We start from the raw sequence: 14,397 nt of genomic DNA on the forward strand, positions 1-14,397 counted from the left end.
CTCCCCAGTTTGCGTCGCCGCAGTGCGAAGCAAGAAATCCTGATGATTTCATGGAGTCTTCAAATCGTAGCGCGTAAGGTCAGTTGTTAAACAGAACTTGAGTTTCGGCCAGTGCCGTTACCGTGACATCCAGGCACACCGAAACTGGGCCTTTCTGGTGGTTCAAGCCTTTCATGCCGTCCTGGAGGTCAGAAAACGAGATCCCGAACTCACATGGCGTGCTGCACAGCATCTGGCGGCCCAAGAACACCGTAAGTTCGTCCTGACCGCACTTTTTCCTGGTTCACCACTGTTGGAGGCTGTTTGAGACGTAGTGTGGCGCAGGACTGGAAACTCTTGTTCCGAAGAGGATTTGCAGGACACCATTGACGCCGGAACGATGTTTGACGTGATCTGGAGCGGCCAGTGGAGCGGGTACGCGGGGACACTCGCCAAAACCAAAAATGGTCTGCCCGCTCAGTCTGTTCAGGAGATGCTGCTGGCTCCTTACGCCCGTGGGTACGGCTTTGGGTCCTCCCTCTCCATTCTGCTGGCCCGCCATTTGCCCGCCGACGGACGGGTACTGAGCGGCACCATTCACGGCGAGAACCGGGGCGCACAGACGGCGGCGCGGCGGGCCGGGCGGCACGACATCGGCGGCTGGTGGTGGGTGCCGACGGTAAACTGAAGATGAGACCTCGCGGGCCAGTTTTGACGCACAATGCAGGCCATGAGAACAATCAAACTCGGAAGCAGTGAGCTGGATGTGCCCGTCGTCGCCGTGGGCATGATGCGAATCAACACCATGAGCAAGCCAGAAGTGCAGACGCTGATCGGCACGGCGATGGACGCGGGCGCGAATTTCTTTGACCACGCCGATATCTACGGCAAGGGAACCTGCGAGGAAATCTTTGCCGACGCCGTGGGCATGAGCAGCAGCGTCCGCGAGGGCATGATCCTGCAATCCAAGTGCGGCATCCGCCCCGGCATGTTTGACTTCTCCAAAGAACACATCCTGGCCTCGGTGGACGGCATCCTCAAGCGTCTGAACACCGATTATCTGGACATTCTCTTGTTGCACCGCCCCGACGCGCTGGTGGAGCCGGAAGAAGTGGCCGCCGCCTTTGATCAGTTGGAGCAGGACGGCAAGGTGCGCCACTTCGGCGTGTCCAACCAGCACCCGCGCCAGATTGAATTACTCAGAAAATACGTGCGCCAGCCTCTCGTTGCCAATCAGCTTCAGCTCAGCATCACCAACGCCACCATGATTACGCAGGGCTTCAACGTCAACATGGAAAACGACGAGGCGGTCAACCGCGACGGCGGCATTCTGGATTACTGCCGCCTGCACGACATCACCATCCAGCCGTGGTCTCCCTTCCAGTTCGGATTCTTTGAGGGCGTGTTTCTTGACAACCCCAAATTCCCCGAACTGAACGCGAAGATCGATGAAATTGCTGCCAAATACGGCGTCAGCAACACCACCATTGCGATTGCCTGGATTCTGCGTCATCCGGCCAAGATGCAGCCCGTGACGGGGACCACCAACCCTCAGCGCCTCGCGGACTGCATCAAGGCGGCGGACATTCACCTGACCCGCGAGGAGTGGTACGCGATCCTGCTGGCGGCGGGAAACACGCTGCCCTGAACAGATCAATTCAAGAGAACGCCGCCGGGAGTTTGAATCTCGGCGGCGTTCTTCTGATCTGGCTTTAATCCGTCGCGCCCGCCACTTCCTGGATCAACTTCTCAACCACTTCTGGCACGCCGTCGCGGACGTCCTTGTGGATGCCGAAATCATCCGCGATCAGGCGGGCGGTCATCTTGGCCGACATCATCACGCTGGGGGTGCCGCCGCCGGGCTGCGCGCCCGCGCCTACCATGTACATGTTACCGATGTCTTCTGAACGGTTATGCGGGCGGAAGTACGCGCTCTGAATCAATACGGGTTCGGGGCCAAAGGCGTTGCCCAGGTAGCTGTCCAGCGTTCCCGCGAAATACTCCGGCGTGATGTATTCGCTGTGCGTCAGGCGTTCGCGCAGGTTGGGGATGTAGCCGCGCTCCTCCAGGAAGGTATAAACCCGGTCCACCAGCTTCGGCCCCTCCACCGCCCAGTCCAGACCGCTGGCGTTGTGTGGCACGGGAACGAGGGTGTAGGCGGCGTGGTGTCCGGCGGGGGCGAGGTTGGGATCGGTCAGCGTCGGCACATGCAGGTACTGGCTGAAGTCCTTGCTCATTACCTTCTGCCCAAAGATCTCGGTCAGCAGTTCCTCGTAACGCGGCCCCAGGATGATGTTGTGGTGGCGCAGGTCCAGCGGGCGGGCCGGATCGTCGCGGAAGCCGAAGTAGATGACCAGCAGGCTCATGCTCTGGCGGGCGGCTTTCACGCGCACGTCGCTGTTGACCAGCCGGGCGGTGGCGGGAATACGCTTGAGGTTGGTGTTGGCCCAGTCGCCGTTGCTGACCACGATATCGGCGTGCATCTCCTCGCCATTTTCCAGCCTCACACCGCGCGCCGTCCGCTTACCGACGGGCCGCTTGACGGGCTGGCCGCGCCCATCGGTGACCAGAATCTCATCCACGCCCGCGTTCAGGCGCAGTGTGCCGCCCAGTTCCTCAAACTTCTGTACGAAGGCGCGCACCAGCGCCCCAGTGCCACCCATCGCATAGTGGATGCCCCAGGTTTTTTCCACGAAATGGATCATGGCGTAAATGGCCGGAACGCTCAGCGGATTGCCGCCCACCAGTAAGGTTTCAAAGGAAAAGACCTGCCGCATCTTGGGGTTCTTGAAATACTTGCTGGTAAACGAGAACAGCGTGCGAACCGCGTCCAGGCGCATCAGATCCGGCACGACGCGCAGCATGGACGGCATATCGCCGAAGTGTGTGTACCCCAGTTCCAGAAAGCCGCGTTCAAAGATGGCGCGGGCGTCGGCGTGGAAGCGCTCGTAGCCCTCTAAATCTTCAGGCGCGAGTTCGGAAATCTGGCGGCGCGTACTTTCGGGATCGCCGTCGTAATCGAAGAAGGTGCCGTCGTCAAAGTAAATGCGGTAGAAGGGCAGGATCGGCACCAGTTTCACGTAGTCGCGGGTGCGCGGGCCGCCGCTCTCGCCGGACTTGATGCGGGCGTCCTCGGTCAGCGTGTGGGCAGGGTAATCCGGCTCGCCTAGCATCCCCCTGTCGCGTTCCAGGGAGAACAATTCCTCGATGAAATGCGGCACGGTGATCACGGTTGGCCCCATGTCGAACACGTAACCGTCCTCGGTGCGCTTCTGGTAGGCGCGGCCCCCCGGCGCGTCTAAGCGCTCCAGGATGGTGGTGTTAAAGCCCAGGCTTTGCAGCCGGATGCCCAGCGATAGCCCGCCGATGCCAGAGCCGATGATGATGGCCGTCTTGCGCTTGTGGGTAGAAGAGGAAGTCATGCTGCATCTAATACAGCACGTCTGGGGGTTTGACTCTGTAGGAAGGGGTCAAGGACATGGAGAAGCGGAGGCCCGTTGCTGTGGCCTCCGCTTCTTCCTGTGTTGTTCTTGTGTTGGAAATCAGCGCACGGTGACGGTGAAATCTGCCGGGCGGACCAGCACGCCGTCGCCGTTGAACACCGAACGGATGGTGTACGTTCCGGCGGGAACATTCTGGTTCTGATCGTTCTTGCCTTCCCACCGGATTTTCTGCAACTCGCCCGTCTGGCCGGGGGCCACATTGGTACCCACGATTTGCAGGGTGCAGATGGCGTCCTTCGGCGTGGTGCGGACCACCTGACCTGCCGCGTTCAGCACCTCGAAACGCACGTCACATGCGCCGTGTTGCAGCGAGATGGCGGTATTGCCAGTGTTGGACAGCAGCACGTCCCACATGGTTGCCGTGCCCGCCTGCACGCTCTGCGGACCTTGCAGTTTGGCGGTATGGGGCTGGGCCAGCGGCGGGTTGACGGCGGGTAGGGTGGTCACTGTCGGGGGGGTCACCGGGGTGGTGGGCACAGGCGTCGGCGTCGTGCTGGGCTGGGCCGCGCCGCTCAGGGGCAGGGCGGGAATGTCCGTGATGCTCACCTGCGCGTGGGCTTGCATATTCATCAGGGTGCCGCCCAGCAGGGCCAGGGTCAAAACTACGTTTCTGCTCATGGCCCCAGCTTGACGCCCCATGCCTGACCGGGGGTGAGGGCGGGTAAAGAAAAGGTCACGCCATCGTCAGGCAATCTTCAGCCGGATGTTCCTCAGCGCAGCAGCTTCAGCACACCCGCGTACATGGCGGCGAATTGCGATTCGTCCAGCGGTTCGGGGCGGTTCCAGGTGGCGCTGACACACAGCGTTTTTCCCGCTTTCGTGGTGATCTGGGTGGTGAAGTTCAGCACGCCCGGTTCGGAGCCGCCCTTGAAGCTCACATCCGAGAAGTCGGCGGGATTGGCGATACCGGGATTCTGCCAGGTTTCGGGCAGCTCGGCCACGTCGGCCATCAGGCGGCACAGGCGCTGGGCGTTGACGAACCACTCCACATCTTGCGCGGTTGTTTTACCCTGGGCGAACACGCCGACATTGGGCAGGGGCAGAGTGTGGGTCTTTTTCAGGACTTCCCGTCGCGCGTCCCGGTCCAGGCCCGCCGAACGGTAGGCGCGCAGCAGCTCGATGTTGGCGGGGTCTTTCAACACGAACGCCTCGCGGGTGCTGGGCATGGCGGTCTGGCCCAGCCGGGCCTCCACTCCCTTGCGCCCCACGACTTTCAGGAGCAAGTCGGTGGCGGTGTTGTCGCTCACGCTGATCATGCGGGCGGCCAGATCACGCAACTGGTATGTTTCCCCCGCCGGAGCGTTTTGCAGGGTGCCGCTGGGCAGGCTTTTATCGGCGTCGGTCAGCGTAATTTCGTCGGACCACTGCTTCTCGCCCCTGTTGACCTGGGCCTGCAATTCACCCAGAATCGCCAGCTTGAAAGTGGAGCCAACTGCTAGCAGTTTTTTGCTGTTCAGGTCCACTAGCGGCTGAGGCTTCCCCGCCTCCTGCACCAGCAGATTGACCTGACCGGGCAGGGCGGCGAAGGCGGCGCGGGCCTCGTCCAGACCTGAATACGAAATGTCGGGTGTGACGGGGCGCAGGACCAGAGATGAAATCAGCCCATTGTCGTTCAGGCCGAAACTGACCACGTCCAACGCACCCTTTTCAAAGGTCAGCCGCCAGCCCGCGCCCTGGGGCATGACCTTCTGAATGGTCCCGTAATCGGCGCGGATGCTGGTGAACAACGCTTTGAGGTCATCCAGTTTGATATGCGCCAGAAATTCTGGGCTGAATAAAGTGGAGTCGAGAGCATCAGATTTGAAGAGCTTTTCGAGAACCGTCGCCAATCTGCCCTGATCTGCTGCCGCCGCCGCCGGATCAGCCGCCGCCGAGGCCGGACCCGGCACCGCTCCAAATCCGGTCAGTCGGCCCTGGGCGTCCATGCTGGCCACGGTGACGATCAGCGTGCCGCGTTCGTAGACGGCCAGTGGGCGCTCCTGAAAGGTGTCCAGCCGCACGAAGGGGCCGAACTGGACTGGAATGCTCTTTAACTGGGCCGCCAGAGTCTCAAACGGCACCTGCGCCAGAAAGTCCGGCGAGAACCACTCCGCCTTAATCTCCGGCGCGGACAGCAGGCGGGTGAGGGCCTCGGCCTGCGTCAGGGTCTGTGCCTGCGCCGGAGCAGCCGCGATCAGGGCGATGGTGGTCAGGGTCATCAGGGATCTGTTCATGCCTCTGAATATGAGATGAGTCGCTGAAAGGTTGCCTCGCCCACACTTCACGCCGTCTTAATTGCTCGCCTTCCCTCCAGGCAGCCCCATGCCCTAGACTGGACCCATGATCCGCTCTGCACTTACCCCCAGGGGACGCCGCGACTAGCCCACGCTAGAGCGCCTGTCCCCGGCTGTGTCTGGCCGGGGCTTTTTTTGGTCCCCGCCCAGTTTTTGACCCTTAGACCTTTTGACCCTCAGATCCTCCGCAGGAGTTCCCATGACCCAGACCGACGAACACCCGATCAACATTCATGAACCGCGCGCCGAACGCTACAACCCCCACGCCATAGAGCAGAAGTGGCAGGACCGCTGGGCGGAAGAAGGGCTGTACCGTTTCGACGAGAACGGCCCCGGCGAGAAGTTCTACGCCCTGACCATGTTCCCCTACCCCAGCGGCAATCTGCATATCGGCCACTGGTACGCCAACGTCGCCCCGGACGCCCGCGCCCGCTGGATGCGGATGCGCGGCTACAACGTGCTATTCCCGATGGGCTTCGACGCCTTCGGCCTGCCCGCCGAGAACGCCGCGATCAAGAATAACGTGGACCCGGCGGGGTGGACCTACAGCAACATTGAGTCCATGACGGCGCAGTTTCAGCGCATGGGCACCATGATCGACTGGAGCCGCCAGTTTGCCACCTGTGACCCGGAGTATTACCGCTGGAACCAGTGGTTTTTCACCGAGTTCTTCAAGCGCGGGCTGGCCTACAAGAAGGGCGGGCTGGTTAACTGGTGCCCCAAGGACCAAACCGTGCTGGCCAACGAACAGGTGGTGGGCGGCGCGTGCGAACGCTGCGGCACCCCCGTCGAGCGCCGCAACCTGAACCAGTGGTATCTGCGAATCACCGATTACGCCGACGAACTGCTGGACTTCTCCGATACCGACATGCCCGAGCGCGTGCGGGCCATGCAGACCAACTGGATCGGCAAGTCGGTGGGCGCGGAGATCGTGTTCGACACCCCCGTAGGACCGGAAACCGTGTTTACCACGCGCCCCGACACCATCATGGGCGCAACCTTCCTGGTGCTGGCCCCCGAACATGCCAAGGTGGCCGAACTAACCACCGACGAGCAGCGGCCCACCGTCGAGGCGTATATCGCGGCGGCGGGGCGCAAGACCGACGTGGAACGCCAGCAGGACGTGGGCGAGAAGTCTGGTGTGTTCACCGGCAGCTTTGCCACCCATCCCATCGGCGGGCATCAGGTGCCGATCTGGGTGGCCGATTACGTACTGGTCACCTACGGCACGGGTTCGATCATGGCTGTCCCCGCCCACGACGAGCGCGACTTCGCCTTCGCCCGCAAATTTGGCCTGGACATCACCGAGGTCATCCGTGCCGAGGGTGCTGAGCCGATGGGCGCGGACGCGGAGGCTTCTTACAGTGGCCCCGGCATGATCGTCAACAGCGGTGAATTTGACGGTCTGCCCGGCGGCAAGGTCAGCATTGACGCGGTGATCGAGAAGCTGGAGGGGGCGGGCGTGGCGAAGGCCAAGACCACCTACCGCCTGCGTGACTGGCTGCTGGCCCGGCAGCGCTACTGGGGCACCCCCGTTCCCATCGTCTACTGCCCCGAACACGGCGCACAGCCTGTTCCCGAAGACCAGTTGCCCGTCAAGCTGCCCGAATTCAAGGGCTTCACGGCGTCCGGCCAGAGTCCCCTGAAACTGGACCGCGAATGGGTGCAGACCACCTGCCCGGTCTGCAACGGCCCCGCCGAGCGCGACACCGACACGATGGACACCTTTGTGGACAGCAGTTGGTATATGTACCGCTTCCTGTCGCCGCACGACGATCAGCACCCCTTTGATCCGGCCAAGGCGAACCTGCTGCCCGTGGACCTGTATACCGGGGGCATCGAACACGCCATCCTGCACCTGCTGTACAGCCGTTTCTGGACGAAAGTGATGCGCGACATGGGCCTGACCACCCAGAACGAGCCGTTCGCGTGGCTGCGAAACCAGGGCATCATTCTGGGTGAGGACGGCGAGAAGATGAGCAAATCTCGCGGCAACGTCGTGGACCCCGACGATCTGGTGCGCGAGTACGGCGTGGACACGGTGCGGACCTACCTGCTGTTCATCGCGCCGTGGGAGGTGGGCGGCCCCTGGGACCCGCAGGGCATCAACGGCCCGTCCAAGTGGCTGGGCCGCGTGTGGAACGTGTTCTTTGGCGAGCGCACGGCGGGACCGGACGAGGCGGTGACGGTGGCCGATCTGCGCTACGGCATTCACAGCACGCTGAAAAAGGTCACGGGCGACTTTGATCGCCTGAGCTTCAACACCATCGTCGCCGCGCTGATGGAACTGACCAATATTCTGGTGCGCGCCCGCCGCTCGCCCGCTTATGGCACCCCGGAATGGGATGAGGCGCTGAACATCTTCAACCTGATGCTGGCCCCGGTGGTTCCCCATATCGCCGAGGAAATCTGGCACGAGCGCGGTCTGGAAGGCAGCGTGCATGTCCAGTCCTGGCCTGCTACCGACGAGGCGGCAGCCGTGCGCGACACCGTAACAATAGGTGTGCAGGTGGGCGGCAAGGTACGCGGTCAGGTCAGCATCTCCAAGACCGCCACCCAGGATGAGGCCCTGGCCGCTGCCCGCGCCGAGCCGGATGTGGCGCGTTTTCTGGAGGGCAAGGCGGTGGTCAAGGAGATTTACGTGGCGGGGCGGATCATCAACATCGTGGTGAAATAGGGGACCTGAGGAAGACAGCGCGGGCCTGATGGCAGATGCATAGATATGCGCTGTCGGCAGGCCCGCGCCGCTCAGTCGTCCCAGCCTTTCACTGTTGCCCCACCGAAAATCATCTTCTTGATGCCGGGCGCGAGGATGGACGACGGCGTCGAGGGCGTCAGGGCGCTCACCTTGTCCAACGTTGCGAGTTGGTGCGGCGTGAACACGGTCTTCAGCGCGGCCAGATTATCTTCCAGCTGTGCCAGTTTGCTGGCCCCGATGATCGGTGAGGTGATACCCGGCTGTTGCGAGGCCCAGGCCAGCGCCACCTGTGCAGGTGGGCGGTCCAGTTCGGCAGCCACACCCCGTAAGGTATCCAGCACCGCCCAGTTCTGCTCAGTGAATTTTGCGTCGCCAAACGGATTGGGGCCGCTCAGTCGTCCTTCACCGCTGGCTCCCTGAGCCTCGCGCACGTACTTCCCGGTTAAAAACCCTGCGGCCAGTGGACTCCAGGGCGTGATGCCCAGCCCAAACTGCCGGGCGGCCCCCACATGTTCACGCTCAATCCCACGCTCGGTCAGCGAGTATTCCAGTTGCAGGGCAATCGGGCCAGGAACGCCGTGAACCCCCGCCAGCGTGGCTGCCTGCGCCGCGTACCACGCCGGGACATTGGAGAAGCCGAAATAGCGAATCCGCCCTGAGCGCACCAGATCGCCCAGCGTTTGCAGCACTTCCTCCACGGGGGTCACCAGATCCCAGTGGTGCAGCCAGTACAGGTCAAGGTAATCGGTGTTCAGGCGCTTCAGGGAGCCTTCCAGCGCCCGGTAGATGTTCTTGCGGCTGTTGCCGCTGGTGACGGGCACGCCCGGCACGGCGTTCCAGGTGAACTTGGTGGCGAGAACCACCTGATCGCGCAGTCCACGCTTGTTGACGTACTGACCCAGCAGTTCCTCGCTGCGGCCCCTGGAATAGGTGTCGGCGCTGTCCAGAAAGTTGCCGCCTGCATCTATGTAGGCGTTGAAGATGGCCTCGGAGACGTCATCGGCGGAACCCCAGCCCTTGTTGCCGTAGGTCATGGTGCCCAGGGCCAGCGGGCTGACGATCAGACCCGATCGGCCCAGCGTGCGGTAGTCGGTCAAATTCATGGGTTCTCCTGTGATGGCAGGCAATGATCTAGAAATTCAGCCGGGTATTTGTCATGCCGCCGTCTATATCCAGGATGCTGCCATGAATGAAGGCGGCCTCCTCAGAAACGAGAAAGCGCACCGCGTAGGCAATATCAATCGGGCGCACCGGGCGTCCGGCAGCAGTGCCAGCGGTCATGGCGTCCAGCACTGCGCTGAATTCGGCATTCCCGGGTGTGAGTGTCGCGCCTGGGGCCACGGTGTTGACCCGCACGCCGCGTGGGCCGTATTCCGCCGCCCAGTTGCGGGTCATCTGCTCAATGGCGGCTTTGGAAGCGGTATACATCGCGCCGTTGACCGTGCCGATCCGCCCCATCCACGAACCGATGTTGACGATGTGGCCCGAACCGCGCTCCACCATACCCGGCGCAATCTCGCCCACCACCACATGCGGGGCGCGGATATTGATCTTCAAAATGGCCTCCAGATCAGCGTCGGGGAGCGCTTCGGTGGACGTGACTGGGTAGACACCCGCGTTGTTGACCAGAAGATCTATCCGGCCCCCAAGCGCGGCGGTGGCCTCCTGCACGAAGCGGCGCAGATCGTCATAAGAACCTGCCAGATCAACGGTAACGGCATGCGCTTTGCCGCCAGCCTGGGTGATGGCGTCCACCACGCTCTGGGTACGGGCGGCGTCGCGGCCACTGACGACGACTTCAGCGCCTGAGGCGGCCAGCACGCGGGCAATCGCCTCGCCGATGCCGCTGCTTGATCCGGTGACGAGGGCTTTCTTGCCTGCCAGGCGGGTACTGGTGGCAAGGGAGCCGAGCAGGTCTGAATTGGTCTGTAAGTTGCCTGGCATGGTGGAGCCTCCTGGTGAATGGCGGAATTTGTCTGCCTGAAGCAGTTGCATTTCAAAACCAGTTGCACCCTACTCCGACTGCTGCAATACTGCAAGCAGTAAAAGGGGGCGGAGGTATGGGTCGGCACCGGGCGGAGCAGAAACTCAGATCAGGTTGTCCAGTCAGTCTGGGGCTGGATATTTTCGGCGATAAATGGACACTCTTGATCGTGCGTGACCTGATGTTTAACGGCAAGCGCCATTACCGCGAATTCCTTCAGTCCGCAGAGGGCATTTCTTCCAACATCCTCGCAGATCGTCTGAAGTTGCTGCTCTCAGAAGGCATTGTTACCACAGCAGACGACCCCAGCCACTTGCAAAAAGTGGTCTATAGCCTGACCGAGAAGGGGCTTGCTCTGTTGCCCGTTTTGATGCAGATCAGCGCGTGGAGTTTCGAGTACCGTCCAGTGGGACAGGAGTACAGGAACCAACCACCACTCAACCTGGAACAGCAGATGAACGAATTGCGCCGGGCGCATGTGCCTGAAGAGACAGCAAACTCTTAGTTCACTGCCCGCCTCACGGCAAGGTCAGCACCCGCACATTCCCGTCTTTGGCACTCAGAAAGTTCAGCCGTCTGCCATTCGGGCTGATGTTCCAGTCCCCCTGCCGCACCTGATCGCCCAGATCGCCCAGCGTTTTCCAGGCGTTGGCCTTCACGTCGTACTGCCGCAGCACATGCGCGCTGCCGTCCAGCTTGAGCGGGATCAGGACGAAGCGCCCCGCATCGCGCCAGCGGTACGAGCCGTAATCGTTGATCTCGCTGGGCGTGCCGCTGCCTGTGCTTTGCAGCCACAGGCCGTTTCGGGCGGCACTGTCGAAGGAAACCGTATACAGCACCCGTGCCCCGTCCGGGCTGAGGCTGATGCCCCGGAAGCCCAGCGCCGTTCGCAGGGTCTTTTTTGCGCCGTTGCGGATGTTCAGGGTGAACAGATCCCGGTCCCGGTTGCCCGGCGCACTCTTGCCCGACAGCAGCAGCGTGTCGTCGTCTATCCAGCCGCTGACGCCGCCGCCGTAAAGGGTGGCGACGGTGCGCGGGGAGCCTAAGACGTCGGCGACAAACACCCGTGTGGCGCGGCGGTCATAGTTGCCGCTGGTGTCGCTGCGGGTGTAGGCCAGCCGCGTCTCGGCGTCGTTCCAGGTCACGTCCGCCCCGAAGGTGGGCAGCGTGAAGCGCTTGCCATCAGCCAGCCGCTCCAGCACCGTCGTTTCCCCGGCACCGGGCCGCACCGCCCAGCGCAATTTGGGCGAGAAATAGGCGATGCTGGAAAATCGGCGTGTCACCGGGCCACCCGTGGCCGCCACCTGATAAAAGCCGGTGCTGGGGCGTGCGGGCGGTCCGTCCAGAAAAAGCAAGGCTCCCGAATCCGGCGTCCAGACGGTGCCGGGGCAGCACTCGCCGCTCAGCACGGCGCGCGAGGGAAGGGTGGCGGCCACGGCAGAGGTGCCCAGGAGCAGTGCCATGAAGGCGAGCTTCACCGCGCACCCCCCGGAGCAATCGGCCACGGATTGGCAAACTCGTTGAGCAGGCGGCCCCCGCGCAGGGCGGCGGGTTGCGAGTCCGGCGTCTGCCATTTGCGCGGGGCGCTGAGGTCATATTCGTAGCCGCGCCCGAAACTGCCCGCCAGCGCCAGCGTGTCCCAGTCGGCGGCGATATATGGCAGCGGATTGAAGAACCGCTGGTGCGCCCGGTCCCGCAATTCCAGATGCAGGTGCGGCGCGCTGACGCACGTTCCCTGCGAGTCACCGCTCTGGCCGATCACCTGCCCGCGCGTGACCTTCTGGCCGACTCGCAACGAGGCCCGCTGGAGCAGATGTCCGTACAGGCTGCTCAGGTTGCCCGCGTGGTCAATAACGAGGTTGTGCGGCGGGCTGCCGTGCGGGCCGTCCACCTCGGCCACCGTGCCGTCACCGATGGCGCGCACCGGGGTGCCACACGGCGCGCTGAAGTCCAGCCCGGCGTGGATGCCCTGCAAGTTGCCGTAGGTGCTACGCCGCTGGCGGTACGCGCCGGTGGTGTTGCCGTAGCTCTGGCCCAGCAGCCACGAGTCGGGACCGGGCGCACCCGCGAAGGGCAGGCCGAACTGGCGGGAGGGCTGGGCAATGGCGCTCAGCGGCAGGGCTGGGGCGTAGTGGGCGGTGGCCAGAGAGATCAGCGTCAGGCCGCACAGGGCAGCAACAGTCCGCGTTGTCGGGTGGCCGCGCCAGTGGGCCGGAGAAGAGGAGGGCATACGCGATCTTGCCGTACTTCGTCCTCTGGAGGCGTGGCAGCGGCTACGGTTGGAAGGCGGAGGGTGCGGGCGGTTCAGACCTCTGGGCCGCGTGCCGCCGCACTGGGTCTACTCTGGATCTCATGACCCAGCCTGCCGCCCACATCCCACTGAACCGCGAACGCCTGATCGCCCCCGGCCCGGTGGAGGTAGACCCCCGCGTGCTGCTGGAACTGGCCCAGCCGCAGATGCACCACCGCAGCCGCGACGCCGTTGACAAACTCATGGAGGCGCGGCAGAAATTGACCCGTCTGCTGGGCGATCCCTATGAAGCGGTGATCACCACCAGCAGCGGCACCGGGGCCTTCGAGGGCGCGCTGGTCAGCACCACGCCTGCCGGGGCAAAGGTGGTCAACGCGCAGGCCGGAAAATTCAGCGAGCGCTGGGGCGACATGGCGGGCCGCTTCGGCTACGACGTGCAGATCGTCGCCCGGCCCTGGGGCGAACTGCTTGATCCATATGAGGTGGCTGACACCAGCCGCGACGCCACTACTTTGCTGATCACCCACAGCGAGACCAGCACTGGGGCGCTGCACGATCTGGAGGCGATTGCGCGGGCGGCGAAGGCCCAGAATCCCGATCTGATCATCATTGCCGACTGCGTGACTTCCTACGGGGTGGCGGAACTGCGGGCCGCTGCCTGGGGCGTGGATGTGATCGTGTCGGGCAGCCAGAAGGGAACAGCCACGCCGCCGGGCCTGGGCTTCGTGCTGTTCAGCCCGGAAGTGCAGGCCCGCATGGTCCAGAACACCGTCCACGGCTACTACCTGGACCTGACCCGCGAGTTGAAGGGCCAGAAGGCGGGCAACACGCCGCAAACCCCCGCCATCAACCTGATCTACGCCCTGTCCGCCGCGCTGGACCGCCCGCTGAGCGTGCCGCTGGAGGTGCTGTGGGCCGAGCAGGAGCGCAAGGCAAAGGCACTGATCGCCGCCGGAACCGCGCTGGGCTGCCCGTCGTGGACCGCCCGCCCCAGCCCCGCCGTGGCCGTCTTAAAAGCCCCCGAGGGACTGACGGGCCGCCAGATCGCCGCCGCCCTGACTGGGCTGGGTCAGCGCGCCCTGGCGGGTCAGGCCCCCCACGAGGACACCGTGTTCCGCATCAGCACGATGGGCTACGCGGACCGTTACGACGCTCTGGGTGTCGCCGGGATGCTGGAAGACGCCTTCGCCGCTCTGGGCCACGAGTTCGAGCGGGGCGTGGCCGTGTCGGCGGCGTGGGCGGCGATGAAGTAGAGCAGGTTTCCGAATGACGTCACCGGAAAAAGAGACTTCCGGCGATTCCATTCTCTGCTTCGCAGCTTTGCAAGTCCATCCTGCTCGGCAAAAGTCTCTCATTGTCTTGGGCAGAACAGACGCCCTTGACTGGGACAGCTCGAAGAGAGGACGCCTGCCCGCTCACTCGGTCATAAAAATGGTCTTTTTATGACATCTGCCGCAGGGGAGAGAGAGAAACGTCAAACCGCCAGAGCGACGAAACTCGCTGCTGGCGGCTTGATTTTTAGAGCATTTGTCAAAAGAGTTGTTCACTTTTGACCGAACGGAGTGAGCGAATGAAAGAGAGGATTTGGGAGGATAGACGCAGCAGAAGTCCTTTTGTAACTACTCAGCGCGAGAAGTTCGGCATGAGGATGTCACCGCGAAAGACACTCACGAGGCCCTGCCAAACATTCATGCCCTGCTTGCGAAGTG

Annotated in this window: 12 protein-coding genes; 5 read left to right on the forward strand and 7 right to left on the reverse strand. The window is 63.1% G+C overall.

From position 1 onward, the window contains the following. Positions 1–352: 352 nt before the first annotated feature. Positions 353–667 (forward strand): hypothetical protein, encoded by a 315-nt coding sequence (locus tag Q319_RS0118925; RefSeq protein WP_051655563.1) that lies wholly within the window; start codon positions 353–355, stop codon positions 665–667. A 42-nt stretch (positions 668–709) separates the two neighbouring features. Then, positions 710–1,627, forward strand: coding sequence for an aldo/keto reductase (locus Q319_RS0118930; protein ID WP_029484007.1), 918 nt, complete (start codon positions 710–712; stop codon positions 1,625–1,627). 64 nt (positions 1,628–1,691) lie between these two features. Here the strand turns inward: Q319_RS0118930 and crtI are convergent, their stop codons facing one another. The 3 genes from crtI to Q319_RS0118945 form a co-directional block, all read right to left on the reverse strand. Further along, complete coding sequence (gene crtI / locus Q319_RS0118935) at positions 1,692–3,401, reverse strand: phytoene desaturase family protein (protein WP_029484008.1); 1,710 nt, start codon at positions 3,399–3,401, stop codon at positions 1,692–1,694. A 120-nt stretch (positions 3,402–3,521) separates the two neighbouring features. Next, positions 3,522–4,100 (reverse strand): flagellar hook assembly protein FlgD, encoded by a 579-nt coding sequence (locus tag Q319_RS0118940; RefSeq protein WP_029484009.1) that lies wholly within the window; start codon positions 4,098–4,100, stop codon positions 3,522–3,524. 92 nt (positions 4,101–4,192) lie between these two features. Further along, positions 4,193–5,695 (reverse strand): serine hydrolase, encoded by a 1,503-nt coding sequence (locus Q319_RS0118945; protein ID WP_029484010.1) that lies wholly within the window; start codon positions 5,693–5,695, stop codon positions 4,193–4,195. A gap of 259 nt (positions 5,696–5,954) precedes the next feature. Between Q319_RS0118945 and leuS the strand changes: the two genes are divergently transcribed. Continuing rightward, on the forward strand, positions 5,955–8,432 hold the full coding sequence (gene leuS / locus Q319_RS0118950) for a leucine--tRNA ligase (protein ID WP_029484011.1): 2,478 nt from the start codon (positions 5,955–5,957) through the stop codon (positions 8,430–8,432). A 71-nt stretch (positions 8,433–8,503) separates the two neighbouring features. Here leuS and Q319_RS0118955 read toward each other — a convergent pair whose 3' ends face one another. Both Q319_RS0118955 and Q319_RS0118960 read right to left on the reverse strand, forming a co-directional pair. Continuing rightward, complete coding sequence (locus Q319_RS0118955) at positions 8,504–9,556, reverse strand: aldo/keto reductase (protein ID WP_029484012.1); 1,053 nt, start codon at positions 9,554–9,556, stop codon at positions 8,504–8,506. A 28-nt stretch (positions 9,557–9,584) separates the two neighbouring features. Further along, positions 9,585–10,397 (reverse strand): SDR family NAD(P)-dependent oxidoreductase, encoded by an 813-nt coding sequence (locus Q319_RS0118960; protein WP_029484013.1) that lies wholly within the window; start codon positions 10,395–10,397, stop codon positions 9,585–9,587. Positions 10,398–10,411: 14 nt separating this feature from the next. On the opposite strand from Q319_RS0118960, the gene Q319_RS24845 reads away from it, so the two are divergent. Then, complete coding sequence (locus tag Q319_RS24845) at positions 10,412–10,942, forward strand: winged helix-turn-helix transcriptional regulator (protein WP_211252393.1); 531 nt, start codon at positions 10,412–10,414, stop codon at positions 10,940–10,942. Between the two features lie 13 nt (positions 10,943–10,955). Here the strand turns inward: Q319_RS24845 and Q319_RS0118970 are convergent, their stop codons facing one another. Together Q319_RS0118970 and Q319_RS0118975 are read right to left on the reverse strand one after the other, a co-directional pair. Beyond that, the gene (locus Q319_RS0118970) at positions 10,956–11,915 is read right to left on the reverse strand and encodes a TolB-like translocation protein (RefSeq protein ID WP_342667896.1); all 960 of its coding nucleotides are present in this window, start codon (positions 11,913–11,915) and stop codon (positions 10,956–10,958) included. Further along, positions 11,912–12,667 carry a M23 family metallopeptidase gene (locus Q319_RS0118975; RefSeq protein WP_081846172.1) on the reverse strand — a complete coding sequence of 252 codons (756 nt, stop codon included), beginning with the start codon at positions 12,665–12,667 and terminating at the stop codon, positions 11,912–11,914. The genes Q319_RS0118970 and Q319_RS0118975 overlap by 4 nt, the downstream gene beginning before the upstream one ends. A 122-nt stretch (positions 12,668–12,789) precedes the next feature. Between Q319_RS0118975 and Q319_RS0118980 the strand changes: the two genes are divergently transcribed. Continuing rightward, the gene (locus tag Q319_RS0118980; RefSeq protein ID WP_029484017.1) at positions 12,790–13,941 is read left to right on the forward strand and encodes an aminotransferase class V-fold PLP-dependent enzyme; all 1,152 of its coding nucleotides are present in this window, start codon (positions 12,790–12,792) and stop codon (positions 13,939–13,941) included. Positions 13,942–14,397 lie beyond the last annotated feature (456 nt).

It is taken from the genome of Deinococcus marmoris DSM 12784, from assembly GCF_000701405.1.
Classification (GTDB): Bacteria; Deinococcota; Deinococci; order Deinococcales; family Deinococcaceae; genus Deinococcus; species Deinococcus marmoris.

Excerpts from the sequence above, each read along its gene's own strand:
- Q319_RS0118930 (WP_029484007.1), top strand. The coding sequence starts at position 710 with ATGAGAACAATCAAACTCGGAAGCAGTGAGCTGGATGTGCCCGTCGTC.
- crtI (WP_029484008.1), bottom strand. The coding sequence starts at position 3,401 with ATGACTTCCTCTTCTACCCACAAGCGCAAGACGGCCATCATCATCGGC.
- Q319_RS0118940 (WP_029484009.1), bottom strand. The coding sequence starts at position 4,100 with ATGAGCAGAAACGTAGTTTTGACCCTGGCCCTGCTGGGCGGCACCCTG.
- Q319_RS0118945 (WP_029484010.1), bottom strand. The coding sequence starts at position 5,695 with ATGAACAGATCCCTGATGACCCTGACCACCATCGCCCTGATCGCGGCT.
- leuS (WP_029484011.1), top strand. The coding sequence starts at position 5,955 with ATGACCCAGACCGACGAACACCCGATCAACATTCATGAACCGCGCGCC.
- Q319_RS0118955 (WP_029484012.1), bottom strand. The coding sequence starts at position 9,556 with ATGAATTTGACCGACTACCGCACGCTGGGCCGATCGGGTCTGATCGTC.
- Q319_RS0118960 (WP_029484013.1), bottom strand. The coding sequence starts at position 10,397 with ATGCCAGGCAACTTACAGACCAATTCAGACCTGCTCGGCTCCCTTGCC.
- Q319_RS0118975 (WP_081846172.1), bottom strand. The coding sequence starts at position 12,667 with ATGCCCTCCTCTTCTCCGGCCCACTGGCGCGGCCACCCGACAACGCGG.
- Q319_RS0118980 (WP_029484017.1), top strand. The coding sequence starts at position 12,790 with ATGACCCAGCCTGCCGCCCACATCCCACTGAACCGCGAACGCCTGATC.